Raw genomic sequence first — 14,864 nt, 5'->3', positions numbered from 1 at the left:
GTCTGCCGGCTCGTATCAACTGAGTGGGAGGAACAATGTCCATCAAATCGGATAAGTGGATTCGCCGTATGGCGCAGGAACACGGCATGATCGAGCCGTTTGTCGACGGTCAGGTCAAAAAGCGCGAGGACGGTGTTGGCATGGTCTCCTATGGCCTCTCCTCCTACGGTTACGACGTGCGCTGCTCTGACGAATTCAAGATCTTCACCAACATCAACTCTGCCATCGTCGACCCGAAAGACTTCGATGCCAACAGCTTTGTCGATGTGAAATCCGACGTCTGCATCATCCCGCCCAACTCATTCGCACTGGCTCGCACCATGGAGTACATGCGTATTCCGCGCTCGGTACTGACCATCTGCCTCGGCAAATCGACCTATGCCCGTTGCGGCATTATCGTCAACGTCACGCCGCTGGAGCCCGAGTGGGAGGGGCATGTAACGCTCGAGTTCTCCAACACCACGCCGCTGCCAGCCAAGATTTATGCCGGTGAGGGGGTAGCCCAGTTTCTCTTCCTGGAATCGGATGAAGAGTGTGAGACCTCGTACAAGGACAAGTCAGGCAAATACCAGGGCCAGACCGGCGTCACCGTTCCGCGCCTGTAAGGATCAGCATGAAACTTTCTGAAATACTCAGCTCGGCCAACAAGCCCCTCTTCTCCTGCGAATTTTTCCCGCCCAAGACCGACAAGGGCGAAGAGAATCTCTGGAACTGCCTGCGTGAACTGCAGGCGGTCAACCCGGCCTATGTCTCGGTGACTTACGGTGCAGGCGGCACCACACAGGACCGCACCAAGGGGATCGTTACCCGCATCAAGGATGAGACCGGCCTCTCGCCCGTTGCGCACCTGACATGTGTGGGTGCAACCAAAGAGCAGCTGGGCGAACTGCTCGCGGATTACCAGGCTGCCGGCATCCAGAACATTCTGGCGCTGCGTGGCGATGCACCCGAAGGCATGGACAGATTCGAGGCGGTAGCCGGAGGTTTTTCCCACGCCACCGACCTGATCGCATTTTTGAGAGAACAGGGCGACTTCTCCATCGCCTGCGCCACCTATCCCGAGGGGCATCCCGAATCGAAGGGGGGTGTTCGTGATGACATCCGCTACCTGAAGATGAAGCAGGACAACGGTGCGGATTGCGCCATCACGCAGTATTTCTTCGATAACGAGGCCTTCTTCCGCTTCCGTGATAGTTGTGATGCTGCCGGCATCACCATGCCGATCATTCCGGGCATCATGCCGATCGGCAATTTTGATCAGATTGTGCGCTTCTCATCGATGTGCGGAGCAACCATTCCTGCCTGGCTGCATGAACAGATGAGCCCGATCAGTGACAATCCTGATGCAGTTGCCGGGCTTGGCATTGAGCTTGCCGTTAAACAGTGCGCCGAACTGCTTGAGAACGGAGCGCCGGGACTGCATATCTATACCCTGAACAAGTCGGCAGCGAGCATCGCCATTCACGAGCGTATCCGGGGATATCTGTAACGTTGATGCTCTGGAGAGCACTCTCTGAAAAGATGGCGCTCTTTACGCTCATCTTTGCACTGATCGCCTACCTCTACCCTCCTGCATTCCTGATTTTCAAGGATGTTTTTCTCTGGTGCTTTGCAGCCACGATGTTTGCGCTCGGAGTAGTGCTTAAGCCTGAAGAGGCGCGAGCGGCCATCACCAGGCCTGCAACCATCGCACTTGGCGTAACCACCCAGTTCCTGATTATGCCGACACTCGGCTTTGTCGCCGCCGCGATTGCAGTCTGGCAGGGCGCAACGCCCGCCATGGCCCTCGGTTTTATCATTGTAGGCTGCGCACCGGGGGCGATGGCCAGCAACGTGATCACCTATCTCGCCGGCGGTGCAGTCGCATTCTCGATTGCCATGACCATGGTCGCCACCACGCTCTCACCGCTGCTGACACCTACACTTGTCGAGATTCTCGGCAGCGCCTACATGGAGATACCCTTCTGGCCGATGATGCAGACGATCCTGCTTACGGTCGTGCTGCCGCTGGGGCTCGGCATGATGCTGCGCACCCGGCTCGGCAGCAGGATCAGGCAGGCTGAGGTTATTGCCCCCGGCATCGCATCCATTGCCATTATCATTATCTGCGGTTATGCCGTGGCGGGGAATCACGAGCGCATTGGTGAAACACCGCTCATCGTGATTGCGCTGGTGGTGCTGCTCAACGGACTGGGCTACCTGCTCGGGTGGCTTGCCGGCAGACTCTTCAGGTTTGAACGCAGCTATCGCATCACGCTAAGTATTGAGATCGGCATGCAGAATGCAGGCCTCGGTGTGGCGCTGGCTTTGAAACATTTTGAACCGGAAACAGCGCTGCCGGGGGCGCTTTTTGCTGTCTGGTGTATTGTCACAGCAGCCGGCATGACAAGCTGGCTGCACAAACGCAAGGCGGAGATACCTGCCGCCATCTGAAAACGGCCTGTTATTTACGGGTGAAATCGAAGTGTGGTACAACCTCAAGGCAGGCATCGACAACCACGGGGTCGTAGAGGGTGCCCCTGTTCTTGCGAATCTCTTCCAGAGCCTCATCAAGCCCCAGCGACGGCCTGTAGGGACGGTGTGAGGTGATCGCATCCACCACATCGGCTACCGAAACGATCTTCGCTTCTAAGGCAATCTCGTCACCGCTCAAGCCCTGCGGGTAACCACTACCGTCCTGTCGCTCATGGTGCTGGTTCACGATATCTGCAACCGGCCACGGAAATTCGATATCCTTCAAAATATCGTATCCGATCGATGGATGTGACTTAATGATTTCGTACTCTGCATTCGTAAGCCTGGATGGCTTGGAGAGTATCTCAGCAGGCACAGAAATCTTGCCGATATCGTGAATCATGCCGCCGAAATGGATACCCTCGATTGTGTGCTCATCCAGCCCGAGATTCTGGGCAATGGCAACGGCCAGCTCACCCACCTTACGCTGGTGGCCGGCAGTATAGGGGTCGCGCGCTTCAACAAACTTCGCCACCGCCCCGATAAACCCTTCAAGGTTCTTGCGCAGCTGATTCTCCAGCCCTTTGCGCTGAGTGACATCGCGAATGATAATGCTGTGGAAGGTGGACTCCCCCTCCTGCCAGGTTGAGTGGGAGAGCTCGGCAGGAAAAAACGACCCGTCTTTGCGGTGCGCCACCATTTCGAAAAAGCCCCCGCTCTCAGTGACCTCGCTGGAGCTCAGTAAGCCCAGCAACCCCTTCTCATCAAGCAGACGCATCTGATCAGGAATAATGATCGAAAGCGATTCTTTAAGCACCTCATCCTGGCTGTATTGAAAGTAGCCCTCCGCTGCGCGGTTCCAGTAGCAGATCTCATCACTGTCATTGGTAATAATAATGGCGTCCGATGCGGAATCGGTCAGCGAGTTAAAACGCAGCAGAAGGTCTTTATAGGTCTGGCGCTCCTTATGCAGCATATCGACCATGCCGGTAAGCTTATCCAGCATGGTGGTGTTGTAGATTCCCTGCAGATCAGGGTGCGCTTCCGCCGCCACGGCAGGCTCCACATGAAGCGCCTTGCCATCACTCAGCACCTTTTCGACGAGTTTGATTATCGTATCAAACTCGACAGGCTTGCGGATAAAGTGGGCAACACCCAGCGCCTGCTCCAGCTTCTTCTGATCCTTTTCATGGAAATAACCACTGCAGAAGATGACCGGAACATCTTTGGTTTCAGGCCTTGCCTTCAGCTTATTACAGAGCGTAAAGCCATCCATTTCAGGCATCAGCAGATCGGTAAAGATAACATCCGGCGGATTTTTTTTGGCGGCATCAAGCGCCTCGATACCGTTTTTTACAGCATCGACCTCAAAACCTTCAGATGAGAAAAGCTCCTCGAGCGAGGATAGCCATTCAACATTGTCATCAGCTACAAGGATACGGGGCATATGCTAATTATAGGCCAGAAAATTCATGCCAGCCAGCTTACCGATCCTCGAGCGGGATATAGCTCTGATCGCGCTTGCCGGTATAGATCTGCGAGGGCCGGTAGATGCGGCCGTTGCCGAGCTGCTCCTTCCAGTGCGCCAGCCAGCCGGAGACACGGGCGATAGCAAAGATCGGCGTGAAGATGTCGGTCGGAATGCCCAGCTTGCGATATACAATGCCGGAATAGAAATCAACATTCGGGCAGACGCCCTTGGCGCCCAGCGTGCTCTCGGAGAGTCTCTCCACCTGACGGGCAATCTGGTAATCGGTATCGACACCGATTTTATCGGTCAGCTGTTTGTAGAGCTTGACCAGCAGCGTGGCACGCGGATCGCGGGTCTTGTAAACACGGTGGCCAAGACCAGCAATCTTCTCTTTGCGCTCAAGCTTGCCATTGAGGTAGGCCTCGACATTTTCAACCGAACCGATCTCGTTGAGCATATGCAGTACATCCTCGTTGGCACCGCCGTGCAGCGGGCCCGAGAGCGAGCCGATGGCTGCACTGATCGAGGTGTAGGGATCGGCATGGGTAGAGGCAGTCACCAGCGTTGAGAAGGTACTGGCATTCATCTCATGTTCGGCATGTACAATAAAAGCCACATCAAGAATGCGTTCGGTCAGCGGGTAAGGCTTTTCGCCTGTCAGCATGTAGTAGAAATTGGCCGCATGGGAAAGGTCATCGCGAGGTGCAATAGGGTCATCGCCATGACGCATGCGTGCATGCGCTGCCACCAGTGTCGGCAACTTGGCAATAAGGTTAACGCAGACCTGATGCACGGTCTTCGGACCCAGCTCCCCTTCCAGCGATTTCGGAAACGGGTAGAACATACCCAGTGCGGCGACTGTGGCCTGCAGGGAGTCCATCGGATGTGCCGATTCGGGGAAACATTTCATCATGTCGCGAATGCGGAACTTGATGCGTCGGTGGTGGCGCAGTTCCGCATCGAACGCGGCCAGCTCATTGGCAGTCGGCAGCTTACCGTAGAGCAGCAGGTAGGAGGTCTCCTCAAATGATGATCTCTCAGCCAGCTGTTCGATATCGATACCGCGATACTCAAGGTGCCCCAGCTTGCCATCAACATATGAAACAGCCGATTCGGCCACCGGAATACCGGCAAGGCCGGGAGAAAAACAGGCTATCGACTCTTCAGTTGCATCACTATCTGCCATCACGTAATCCACTCCAATGATGAAATAATCGGGATGATTCTCTACATCGCCAAAAAAAGAGGGGTAACCATAGCAAAACTTTCCGACAATTTCCCGCCCTCATTTTCCCTCAACTCAACCCCTGCCGAGCGGATGACTGCGATTGACGACATCGTGCAGGCGCGCGCGCGTTACATGCGTATAGATCTCCGTCGTTGTCACATGCGCATGTCCGAGCAGCATCTGAACTGCACGCAGATCTGCACCGTGATTGAGCAGGTGGGTGGCAAATGCGTGTCGCAGCGTATGCGGCGATGGCAGCGGTGAGATGCCGGCCTGCACGGCATACTGTTTGATACGCAACCAGAAGTTCTGTCTGGTCATCGGGCGGCCGGCGCGGCCGGCAAACAGAAAGGGAGAGGATGGCTCCCTCGGACGCACGGCAAGCCACGCCTGCAACCAGTTCGCCGCTTCGGCGCCAAAAGGCACCAGCCGCTCCTTGTCACCCTTGCCGATCACCCGTACGAGCCCGGCCGCGAGATCGACATGAGAGAGGCGAAGCTCCACCAACTCACTGACCCGTAGTCCCGTGGCATAGAGAACCTCTAGCATGGTGCGGTCGCGCAGCCCGGTGGTCGTGTGCGCATCGGGCGCATTGATCAGCGCCTCCACGCTCTGCTCACTGATCAGTTTTGGAAGGGGGCGGCTCTTGCGCAGTTTTGGCAGGTGTCTGGCAGGGTGATCCTCCCTGAAGCCCTGATCCTGCAGGTAGCTGAACCAGGTGGAGAGTGCACTGCGGCGGCGCTGGATGGTGCTCTCCTTCAGGCCGGCACGCGAAAGAGAGGCAAGGTAGTCGAGCACCTGCTGCTGCCCTGCCTCACTAAGCGAAGATTTCGCCTGCTGGAAAAAAGCCTCGGCATGCAACAGATCCGAACGGTACGACTGGGTTGTTTTCGAAGACCAGCCACGAAGCATCGCCAGCCGCTGCAGCAGACCGGTAATCTTCTCCTCACTTTGCAAATCATTGACCGCCATAGCCACACCCTAATCGCATCGGTACAGGCCGTCATCGCTATTGCCCCTTTCATCTGTTAGCGTTCGCCGCGTCGAGGAAAAAGGCAACATCAGGCCCGCTTCAGAGCAACGGGATTTTCCTATCTGTTAAACCCCCCAAAGATTTAAAAGATAGATCATTCATGCCGCAACAGGAATAAACTGCCCTCACCAGGGTGATTTGCTGCAGCTTTATAGATTGGTGCTTGAAAAAAAAGAGCCCGCAGACGAATCTGCAGGCTCTGATTAATGCGCCCGGTTGAATATCATTCAATCAGGGCTTTGATGGTACCGAGGACTGGAGTCGAACCAGCACTTCCGTGAGGAAACTGGCACCTGAAGCCAGCGCGTCTACCAATTCCGCCACCTCGGCATATAGACCTCTTGCAGCACGGCTGCGAGAGGCGCGCAATCATAGGATGGAGCAACATAGTGTCAAGAAAGAAAAGTAAACCTGCCGGAAAATTCAAATGGCCGGAAAAACCTGCCCGACGCAGAGACAGTGAACAGCGCAGCGAGGATCGCTGCAGCAGTGATGAGAGGCGCAGCGGAAGGAAACCGCCACGTCAGGGCGCTTCGCACCGTGGCCACAAAGTTCGGGGCGACAGAAAACCTTCTCGCAATGAACAGCAGACCTATACAGGCAAAGTATCCGCACATCCGGATGGCTTTGGTTTTGTCGATGTGGAGGGGCGTGAGAAAGGGCTCTTCCTGCCACATGAGCAGATGCGTGACCTTATGCACGGCGATATCGTAGAAGTCCGCCCGGTGCAAAGCCGCGGACGCGAATCGGCTGAAGTGGTTCGCATTGTCGAGCACGCCCCAACCATACTGGTAGGCCAGTTTGTCATTCAGGGCGGTGTCGGCATCGTACAACCCCGCTCTCGAAAAATGCCGCAGACTATCCTGATTACCCGAGGCGACGCGAACGGCGCCACCGAGGGCAACTGGGTACGCATTAAGATCACCCGCGGCCCCGGACACCTGCGCGGCAAAGTACTGGAGATACTTGGCGACAACCTCTCGCCTTCCGCACTGATCGACCTGATCGTGGCCGAGCAACAGCTCTCCGAAACATTCCCGCCTGCCGTGTTAGCGGAGGCAAACCGTTTTTCCGACACGGTCGATGAGAATGCGATCAAGGGGCGCAAGGATCTCAGGCAGCTTCCTTTTGTTACCATTGATGGCGAAGATGCCCGCGACTTCGATGATGCGATCTGTGTACTGCCCCGCGGTGAAGGCTTTGAGGCGTGGGTGGCGATTGCCGATGTTGCCCAGTATGTGCAGCCGCAATCAGCCCTGGACATTGAAGCACTGGAGCGCAGCAACTCTTTCTACTTCCCCGACCGGGTCATCCCGATGCTTCCTGAGAAGCTCTCCAACGGACTCTGCTCGCTAAATCCGCATGTGGCTCGACTGGCGATGACAGTACGCATGCGCTTTGATGCCAATGGCAAGCGTCACTCCATCCATGTTTATGAATCAGTGATTCATTCTCAGGCACGCCTCACCTACACGCAGGCAGCCCGCTGGATCGAGGATCGGGATATCACAGCCATCGAAAGTGAAGCCGCTCGCAATATGCTTGATGATGCCACCCGCCTGTTCCACAAGCTGGAGAAAAAACGGGAACAGCGCGGTGCACTTGATCTTGATATGCCGGAGTTGCGTGCAACACTGGAGAACAACACCGTCACCGATATATGCGAGAGCCCGCGCAACAGCGCCCACCGCCTGATCGAGGAGATGATGCTGGCCGCCAACACCGCCGTTGCCGAATTCATGGAGGCGCGTGAATGTGCCCTGCTCTACCGCGTACATGCGCCACCGGAGCGGCAGGCGATTGAAACCCTGAACGAGTTTCTCGGCCCGTTCGGCCTGTTCGTCAATTTACCCAAAGCCAAAGCTGAAGATGCAAACGTGCGTCCGGGCAGTGTGCAACGGGTACTGGAGCAGTCAGAAGGCAAACCGTTTGCCCATGTTCTGCACAGGCTGGTACTGCGCTCCCTGCAGAGGGCGGAGTATACACCGGAGAATCAGGGGCACTTCGGACTGGCTTATAAATCCTATACCCATTTTACCAGCCCAATCCGCCGCTATGCCGACCTGATCATACATCGCCGCCTGAAAGCACTTATCAGCGGCATCGACCCCAACAAGGTTCAGCACAAGAGTACACTGGCCGCTATTGGCACGCAGACTTCGACGCAGGAGCGCAAACAGCAGCGGGCCGAGTGGGATACGCAGGCGATGCTGGCCGCCCTTTTCCACCAAAAGGATGTCGGCAAGCGCATGCCGGCGCGTATCGCAGGACTGACCAGTCGCCGCATCTTCTTCGAACTTGAGCCGACCATGGCCGAGGGCTCGCTGGCCGTGGACGACCTTCCGGGTTCGTTTATACTTGATGAGACAGGCCATCGGCTTGTTGCCCGCAGCGGCGGCGCCTCTTACCACCTTGGCGACCAGCTTGAGGTAGTTATCGATTCGGTTGATCCGGTGCGCGGTGTGATCAATGTAAGCATAGCCTGATTGCAACAGCTGGCTCCGGTGAACCGGAGCCAGCTGCTGCACTTGCGCGACAGTGCGAGGCGTTTCTCACCTCAATCACCTACCGGTAAGACTTCACATCCGTACGGGAGCCTCATGTTCATCAGAGTCGAAAAGAAAACACTGGAAGAAAAGATCATCAGCAGCGAAGAGATGGTTCGGGTACTGGAATCGGACCTGAAGCCTGATGAGGTTGATGAGGCTTTAACCGATATGGTCTTAGGGACGTACGAACACCGCACTGCAACCGCTATCTATAAATACAGGGCATAGGCCTCTAAACAGGCAGGAAACCCCTCTCCGGCACGGCCCGTACAGCAAATTCAGATGCGACTGGCGACTGTCGCGTAATAATGGAAGCTGCTTCCCGCAACCCGCTTGGAAATGTACATCGCCTTGTCCGCATGCCTAATCAGGCTTTCATAATCCTCGGCGTCATCCGGATAGATGGCAATGCCGATACTGCAGCCGACAGAACGCGTCTCCCCTTTGACTTCGATCGGTTGTTGCAGTGTATGAATAATCTTGCTGGCAACATTGTTGATGCCCTCGCTATCGCTCACTTCCGTGAGAATCACGGTAAATTCATCACCGCCATAACGGGCAATCAGATCCGTTTCCCGCAAGCATGCCTGCATGCGCCTGGAAACTTCGCACAATACTTCGTCACCAGCGGCATGGCCCAGTGTGTCATTGATGGCCTTGAACATGTCCAGATCCACAAACATCACAGCCAGCTTGGCCTGATGTCGATGTGCCATTGCAACAGCCACTTCAATCCGGTCGATAAACATATGACGGTTGGCAAGGCCGGTTAGCGTGTCTTTGTGAGCAAGTTTCTCAAGCTCTTTTTCTGCAATCATGCGGCGGTGGATCTCCTCCTGCAGGGCAGCGGTTTGCTGCTCAAGGCGTCTGGCATGATCTTTGATTTCGGTGTGGATACGGGCATTCTCAAGTGCAAACCCGACCTCCTGAATCATAATAGTGGCAAGATCGACATCCTCCTGCCTGAACATTTCGCCATTACTCTTATGCGCCAGATTGATGACTGCGATGATTTTCTCGCCGGCACGAACCGGTAGCAGCAGAAATGAGGGCGAGCCGTATTTCGGATCATTCTTTTTCCTGACACGGCTATCTGTTTCGATATTCTCGACCAGAAGTTCCCCTTCCCGACCGTCCAGAACAAGTGATGCGAGGGAGTCCTTCACTGCTATCGAGATTCCATCAATTTCCTCTCGACCAACACCCCTGGAGCTTACCACCTTCAATCTCTCTCCACTCTCATCAACGAGAAATACCGAACCAATTTTTGCCCTGTTTATCTGCATCACCTTATCGAGCAAGGAGTTGAGCAGCGTTTTCAGGTCAAGGTTTGCACTCGCCTCTTCTGCCAGCTCCTTGATCAGCAGCAACTCAACGGCCCGGCGCTCAAGTGCGCCGCTCGCCTCCTGATACTGTTTCAGGAGCACCCCGAAACTATCCACAATACCCCGTAACTCGTTGGCACCCTGAACACGGGTCAATTCAATCAGCTGTTGCTCCGAACCCTGTTGCATCGCCAGAGAGATTCTGGAGAGGTGGGAGAACATGGTTTGCAGTAACGCCAGAACACTCAGCACGATAATCAGCGACAGGAGGTAAGGGACAATATATTTGGCCTGAAGAAGGTCGGTCAGCGTAGCCAGATCGGTGAGGATATAAGAAAAGACCATCACGGGGCCAAGGAGCAGCAATAGTGAAAAAATCCGGAACTGAAGCTTCAGTCCTTTATCTTCGATGCTGAATCTCTTAGACCACTTATCAATCACGGATATCTTACCCTTTTTATCAAGAAGCAACGCCAGACTGTTAACATACCAAGGAATATATCAAGCAACCGGTCATTATGCGAACTTCCTGATGTTAGCTGAGGCCAGTGGGGATCCATCCTGCCCGGAACCGGCCCAGATCCCTCTTGTAACCTGAGATCACATGTTACAGACTGCTTGGCGGAAGAGGAGGCTACCACGTGACTGAAGGCTCGTGCCTGCGCATCTACCTAACAGAATCTGACAGAATCGATGGCAGACCAGCTACCGAGGCCATTCTCGAACTGTGCCGTGATTCGGGCCTGCGCGGGGTTTCCGTGCTTCGCGGCATTGAAGGCTTGGGTGGACACGGTGTTCACTCCGCATCTTTTCTCTCACTTTCCAGTGACCTGCCAATTCTGGTGGAAGCTATTGATACGACGGATGCGATTAACAGTGCACTGGAACAAATGAAATCACACCTGGGGCAGTGCATGGTGGCAACCTGGCCGGTATCACTGATGCGCTATGGAGACGACGATGGAAATGATTGATATGCTCAAAAAAGTGCCACTGTTTGCCGAACTCAATGAGGGCGAACTCAAAGCGGTTGCAGCGCTCGCCAAGAGTATTGAGATGCGCAAGAAAAACATCGTGTTTCAGGAGTTCGATATTGGCGACTCCATGTATGTGATCCTTAATGGCGAGGTGAAGGTCTCAACCTATTCGGCCGATGGGCGCGAAGTTGTACTTGCACTGCTCGGTAAGGGTTCGTTCTTCGGAGAGCTCTCCCTGCTTGACGCAGAGCCGCGCTCAGCCACTGTCACAACCATGAGCGATGCCAAGCTGGCTCATATCCGCAGGCGTGACCTGTCGCCGCTACTGCTGGAACAGCCCGCCATCACCTTGAAGATCCTTAAAGAACTGGCCATTCGCCTGCGCCGCACCAGCCGCGTACTTGAGCGCATCAGCAGCATGGATGTTCCACACCGGCTTTACGCTTACCTCACCGAACACTGCCAGCGTTTCAGCCAGGCTGATGATGATGGGTGGTACTCCACTGTTTTGCCGACCCACCAGCTTCTCGCTGATCAGCTCTCCACCAGCCGCGAAACCATTTCACGTGCAATCAGCCAGCTCAAGAAGGATGGTGTTCTGGTTCAGGGTGAAGGGCGTGGAAAAATGCGCGTCGATGTTGATGCACTCGAAGATCGACTGGACGAATTTTAGGCCATCATACTCCGCGGCTTCAGAGGGAGAGGGAGACCTTAAGACCGCATGCTTCAATTCTTCCGGCCATCAGCTTCATCCAGCCGGCATCCAGGGGCTGCAGGTGCCCTGCCTCCTGCTGCATGGATGGACGAGCAAGCCCGTAGAGCAGCACCCCCCGAAGCGGCACAGCATCCCTTTTCAGGGCTGAAATAAACTCAACATATTGAACAATCTCCGCCTCTGCAGGTGGCTGATTATCCCAGGCCATCAGGCAGGTCTGAATCCAGCTCGGGCATATTCTCGCCACCGTCTCCACCTGCTGACGCAAACGCTCACCATCGAGTTTGACTCCATTGATCCGCCTGATCGCCTCCTCATTTACGGCATCAACCTTGATCCAGACCTCACCCTGGTGCGCGGCCATCAACTTCAGGCCTCGCTGCACATGAGCCTTGTGTACGTAGGAGCCGTTACTGATCAAACGCAGCGGAATATGGAGATCAAACTGTTGCATCAGCTCAACAATCACCTCGACCACCCGATCAAATTCCCTGCAACTGGTCGGCTCACCATTCCCCGATATGGCGATATCGCAGAGCCTGCGGCTATCTTCAGCAACACGCCGGGTCATGAACTCCCCGTTACAGATCGCATCCAGCATGCTGTGCAGTTCTGAACGTAACTGTTCAAGGTCAATCTCAGGCGCCACACCGCGTGTAAGTTCAGGCACCTGGCAATAAGCACAGTGCCAGTTGCAGGCGTTGTTCGGATTGAGATTGATGCCAACCGATACACCGCCTGCCCGGCGTGACACCACCGGGTAGACATAGGTCATGCCTGCCGCATCCCGATCATGATTATGTGTATTTAATTTGTTACCCATCAGGTCCCGGCACAAACCGAGCACATCGCATTCGTGACACGGCTTAACTGTGCGGATGAGATCACATAGGGCGGCATGGTATAGAGCAGCTTGCCGAACGGGCGCAGCCAGACGCCCTGTTCAATCAACCGGCGCTGCACCTCTGCGACATTAACCGCCTCTCTCATCTCGATCACACCGATCGCCCCTTTTACGCGCACATCGGCTACGGCATCCATATCACGGCAGGGCGAAAGCTCCCGCTCCAGCTGACGGGCAATCGCCTGTACACGCTGCTGCCAGGGTGACGCAAGCAGCATGTCGATACTGGCCAGCGCCACGGCACAGGCGAGCGGATTGGCCATAAATGTCGGACCATGCATCAGCACGCCGGAGCCCCCCTCCCCGTCCTCTGCATGGATGCCGTCAGATACCGCTTTCGAGCAGAGTGTTGCCGCCAGCGTCAAATATCCACCGGTCAACGCCTTGCCGAGACACATAATGTCGGGCTCGATACCCGCATGTTCACTGGCAAACATGGTTCCGGTTCGGCCAAAGCCGGTAGCAATCTCATCAAGAATCAGCAACACGCCGTACTCATCACAGAGTGCCCGTACCTGACGCAGGAATTCAGGGGCGTAAAAGCGCATACCGCCGGCTCCCTGCACAATCGGTTCAAGGATCACGGCAGCAAGTTCATGGTGATGTGTTTTGATGCGCGACCGGAATGATGCGATCTGTGAATCACTCCACTGCTCATCGCTTTTCACGGTCGGCGCAGCGGCAAACAGCTGCTTGGCCAGAACGCCTGCGAACAGGTGATGCATGCCGGTTTCGGGATCACAGACACTCATCGCTCCAAAAGTGTCTCCGTGATAACCGGAGCGGATAGTCAGCAGGCGGTTTTTCTCTGGATGGCCCTTTGCCTGCCAGAACTGCAGCGCCATCTTCATCGCCACCTCGACCGACACAGAGCCCGAATCGGCAAAGAAAACATGCTCCATATTTGCCGGTGTTATTTCGAGAAGTTTTCTGGCCAGATCTGCTGCAGGCCGATGGGTCAGCCCGCCGAACATTACATGCGACATATCACGCAGCTGAATCTCCACTGCCGCATTGAGCTCGGGCACATTGTAACCGTGGATCGCACACCACCACGAAGCCATGCCATCGATGACACGACGCCCATCCTCAAATTGCAGCTCCACCCCTACGGCACGCCTGACCGGATAGGCCGGTGACGGGTTGTACATCGATGCATAGGGGTGCCAGACATGCCGGCGCTCAAAAGCGAGCCAGTTCTCCTGATCGCTCATGCGCCCAGTCTCTCCCGCTCGACAAGATCAAGCGTCAGCCGCTCAATAACCACGGGGCGGTCTTCAATCGTGGCCCCTTTCACCAGCTTCTCCGCATCGATGATCCGCTTGACTGCCAGCGCCAGTTCACTCCCCTTCCATACCCTCGACTCCTCACCAACCTTGCGTCGGGCATCACCAAACACGCGTGCGGCCTGAAGCGCATTGCGATCGTTTCGCGACTGGAACCAGCGGTACATCAGAATCTGCTGCATGCGGGTTCCCAGCCAGGAGATCATCTGCACCTCGGCCACCTGCTGCTCATGCAACAGCCTTCGCACCAGTGTCAGCGCGAAGGGCTTGCGCATCGCAACAGCGTGGCACCACTCTTCCAGCGCCCCCGGCGCACGCTCTCCGAGCAGCTCTGAAACCGTATCTAGTCCGATCTCCGCCCCTTCCCCGTCGTCATACCAGCCGAGTCTCTCGATCATCTGCCTTGCGGCAAGCCGCATCCCGCAGAGACGATCGCTCATCCAGAGCAGCGCATCGGGTGCCACATTCAGGCCGCTCTTTTTGATCTCCGCCTCAAGCCACCGCGCAAATGCAGCCTCGTCGGGTTTACTGAATTCGCACTCGGCAATCAGCTGCTCCGATTTCATCTTTTTATGCAGCGCTTTTTTCCAGTCAATGCCTGGTGCACAGATGATTAACCGGTTGCCTTCGGAAACTGTCCTCGCAAGCTTCAGCAGGTGTTCGCTCTGTTTGGGGTTGGCGGATTGCGCATTGCGCACCAGCGCATAACAGATGGATGGCCCGAACAGCCCCTGATTGCGCGACTCCTGCTCCACCGTGGCCAGTTCATTGATATCGACGCGGATACGCACCGCATCGGGCACCCCTGCGGCCAGCAGCGCCTCGGCCGACTCGAAAATAGCGTCCTCATCTTCACCATGCAGGTAATAGGAGCTCTGTTCTGCCAGCAGCAGTCGTGCAGGAGTCAGCCGCATGTCACTCT

The 14,864-nt window shown here is 55.7% G+C and carries 14 protein-coding genes and 1 tRNA gene; 7 read left to right on the top strand and 8 right to left on the bottom strand.

Annotated features, from left to right (window positions below):
* The first annotated feature begins 35 nt into the window (after positions 1–35).
* The 3 genes from dcd to Ga0123462_RS01310 are packed head-to-tail and all read left to right on the top strand — an operon-like array spanning position 36 to position 2,433.
* Complete coding sequence (gene dcd, locus Ga0123462_RS01320) at positions 36–605, top strand: dCTP deaminase (protein WP_100264648.1); 570 nt, start codon at positions 36–38, stop codon at positions 603–605.
* Positions 606–613: 8 nt separating this feature from the next.
* Positions 614–1,489 (top strand): methylenetetrahydrofolate reductase [NAD(P)H], encoded by an 876-nt coding sequence (gene metF, locus Ga0123462_RS01315; RefSeq protein WP_100264647.1) that lies wholly within the window; start codon positions 614–616, stop codon positions 1,487–1,489.
* A 5-nt stretch (positions 1,490–1,494) separates the two neighbouring features.
* The gene (locus tag Ga0123462_RS01310) at positions 1,495–2,433 is read left to right on the top strand and encodes a bile acid:sodium symporter family protein (protein WP_100266418.1); all 939 of its coding nucleotides are present in this window, start codon (positions 1,495–1,497) and stop codon (positions 2,431–2,433) included.
* A gap of 10 nt (positions 2,434–2,443) precedes the next feature.
* On the opposite strand, the gene Ga0123462_RS01305 is transcribed toward Ga0123462_RS01310, so the two are convergent.
* From Ga0123462_RS01305 to Ga0123462_RS01290, 4 genes are all read right to left on the bottom strand, one after another.
* Positions 2,444–3,901 carry a response regulator gene (locus Ga0123462_RS01305; protein WP_100264646.1) on the bottom strand — a complete coding sequence of 486 codons (1,458 nt, stop codon included), beginning with the start codon at positions 3,899–3,901 and terminating at the stop codon, positions 2,444–2,446.
* Between the two features lie 37 nt (positions 3,902–3,938).
* Positions 3,939–5,111, bottom strand: coding sequence for a citrate synthase (locus Ga0123462_RS01300; RefSeq protein WP_100264645.1), 1,173 nt, complete (start codon positions 5,109–5,111; stop codon positions 3,939–3,941).
* A 114-nt stretch (positions 5,112–5,225) separates the two neighbouring features.
* Entirely contained in the window at positions 5,226–6,125 is a 900-nt protein-coding gene (locus Ga0123462_RS01295; RefSeq protein WP_100264644.1) for a site-specific tyrosine recombinase XerD, read from the bottom strand.
* A gap of 304 nt (positions 6,126–6,429) precedes the next feature.
* Positions 6,430–6,516 (bottom strand) — tRNA-Leu (locus Ga0123462_RS01290).
* Positions 6,517–6,575: 59 nt separating this feature from the next.
* Between Ga0123462_RS01290 and rnr the strand changes: the two genes are divergently transcribed.
* The gene (gene rnr, locus Ga0123462_RS01285; RefSeq protein WP_100264643.1) at positions 6,576–8,672 is read left to right on the top strand and encodes a ribonuclease R; all 2,097 of its coding nucleotides are present in this window, start codon (positions 6,576–6,578) and stop codon (positions 8,670–8,672) included.
* Positions 8,673–8,786: 114 nt separating this feature from the next.
* Positions 8,787–8,963 (top strand): N-carbamoyl-L-amino acid amidohydrolase, encoded by a 177-nt coding sequence (locus tag Ga0123462_RS01280; RefSeq protein WP_100264642.1) that lies wholly within the window; start codon positions 8,787–8,789, stop codon positions 8,961–8,963.
* A 50-nt stretch (positions 8,964–9,013) separates the two neighbouring features.
* On the opposite strand, the gene Ga0123462_RS01275 is transcribed toward Ga0123462_RS01280, so the two are convergent.
* Positions 9,014–10,501 carry a sensor domain-containing diguanylate cyclase gene (locus Ga0123462_RS01275; RefSeq protein ID WP_100266417.1) on the bottom strand — a complete coding sequence of 496 codons (1,488 nt, stop codon included), beginning with the start codon at positions 10,499–10,501 and terminating at the stop codon, positions 9,014–9,016.
* A gap of 200 nt (positions 10,502–10,701) precedes the next feature.
* Here Ga0123462_RS01275 and Ga0123462_RS01270 point away from each other — a divergent pair, with 200 nt between their 5' ends.
* A complete protein-coding gene (locus Ga0123462_RS01270; protein WP_100264641.1) occupies positions 10,702–11,034 on the top strand; it encodes a DUF190 domain-containing protein in 333 nt (110 codons plus the stop codon).
* Positions 11,021–11,710 (top strand): Crp/Fnr family transcriptional regulator, encoded by a 690-nt coding sequence (locus tag Ga0123462_RS01265; protein WP_232726490.1) that lies wholly within the window; start codon positions 11,021–11,023, stop codon positions 11,708–11,710. The genes Ga0123462_RS01270 and Ga0123462_RS01265 overlap by 14 nt, the downstream gene beginning before the upstream one ends.
* A 19-nt stretch (positions 11,711–11,729) precedes the next feature.
* On the opposite strand, the gene Ga0123462_RS01260 is transcribed toward Ga0123462_RS01265, so the two are convergent.
* From Ga0123462_RS01260 to holA, 3 genes are read right to left on the bottom strand one after another with little or no spacing between them, the layout of a single operon-like run.
* Positions 11,730–12,575 (bottom strand): radical SAM protein, encoded by an 846-nt coding sequence (locus Ga0123462_RS01260; protein ID WP_100264640.1) that lies wholly within the window; start codon positions 12,573–12,575, stop codon positions 11,730–11,732.
* Complete coding sequence (gene bioA / locus Ga0123462_RS01255; protein WP_100264639.1) at positions 12,575–13,870, bottom strand: adenosylmethionine--8-amino-7-oxononanoate transaminase; 1,296 nt, start codon at positions 13,868–13,870, stop codon at positions 12,575–12,577. The genes Ga0123462_RS01260 and bioA overlap by 1 nt, the downstream gene beginning before the upstream one ends.
* Entirely contained in the window at positions 13,867–14,856 is a 990-nt protein-coding gene (gene holA / locus Ga0123462_RS01250; protein ID WP_100264638.1) for a DNA polymerase III subunit delta, read from the bottom strand. Before holA ends, bioA begins: the two co-directional genes overlap by 4 nt.
* Positions 14,857–14,864: the final 8 nt, after the last annotated feature.

It is taken from the genome of Mariprofundus ferrinatatus (genome assembly GCF_002795825.1).
GTDB classification, from domain to species: domain Bacteria; phylum Pseudomonadota; class Zetaproteobacteria; order Mariprofundales; family Mariprofundaceae; genus Mariprofundus; species Mariprofundus ferrinatatus.
This window is presented reverse-complemented; position numbering and strand designations above follow the sequence as displayed.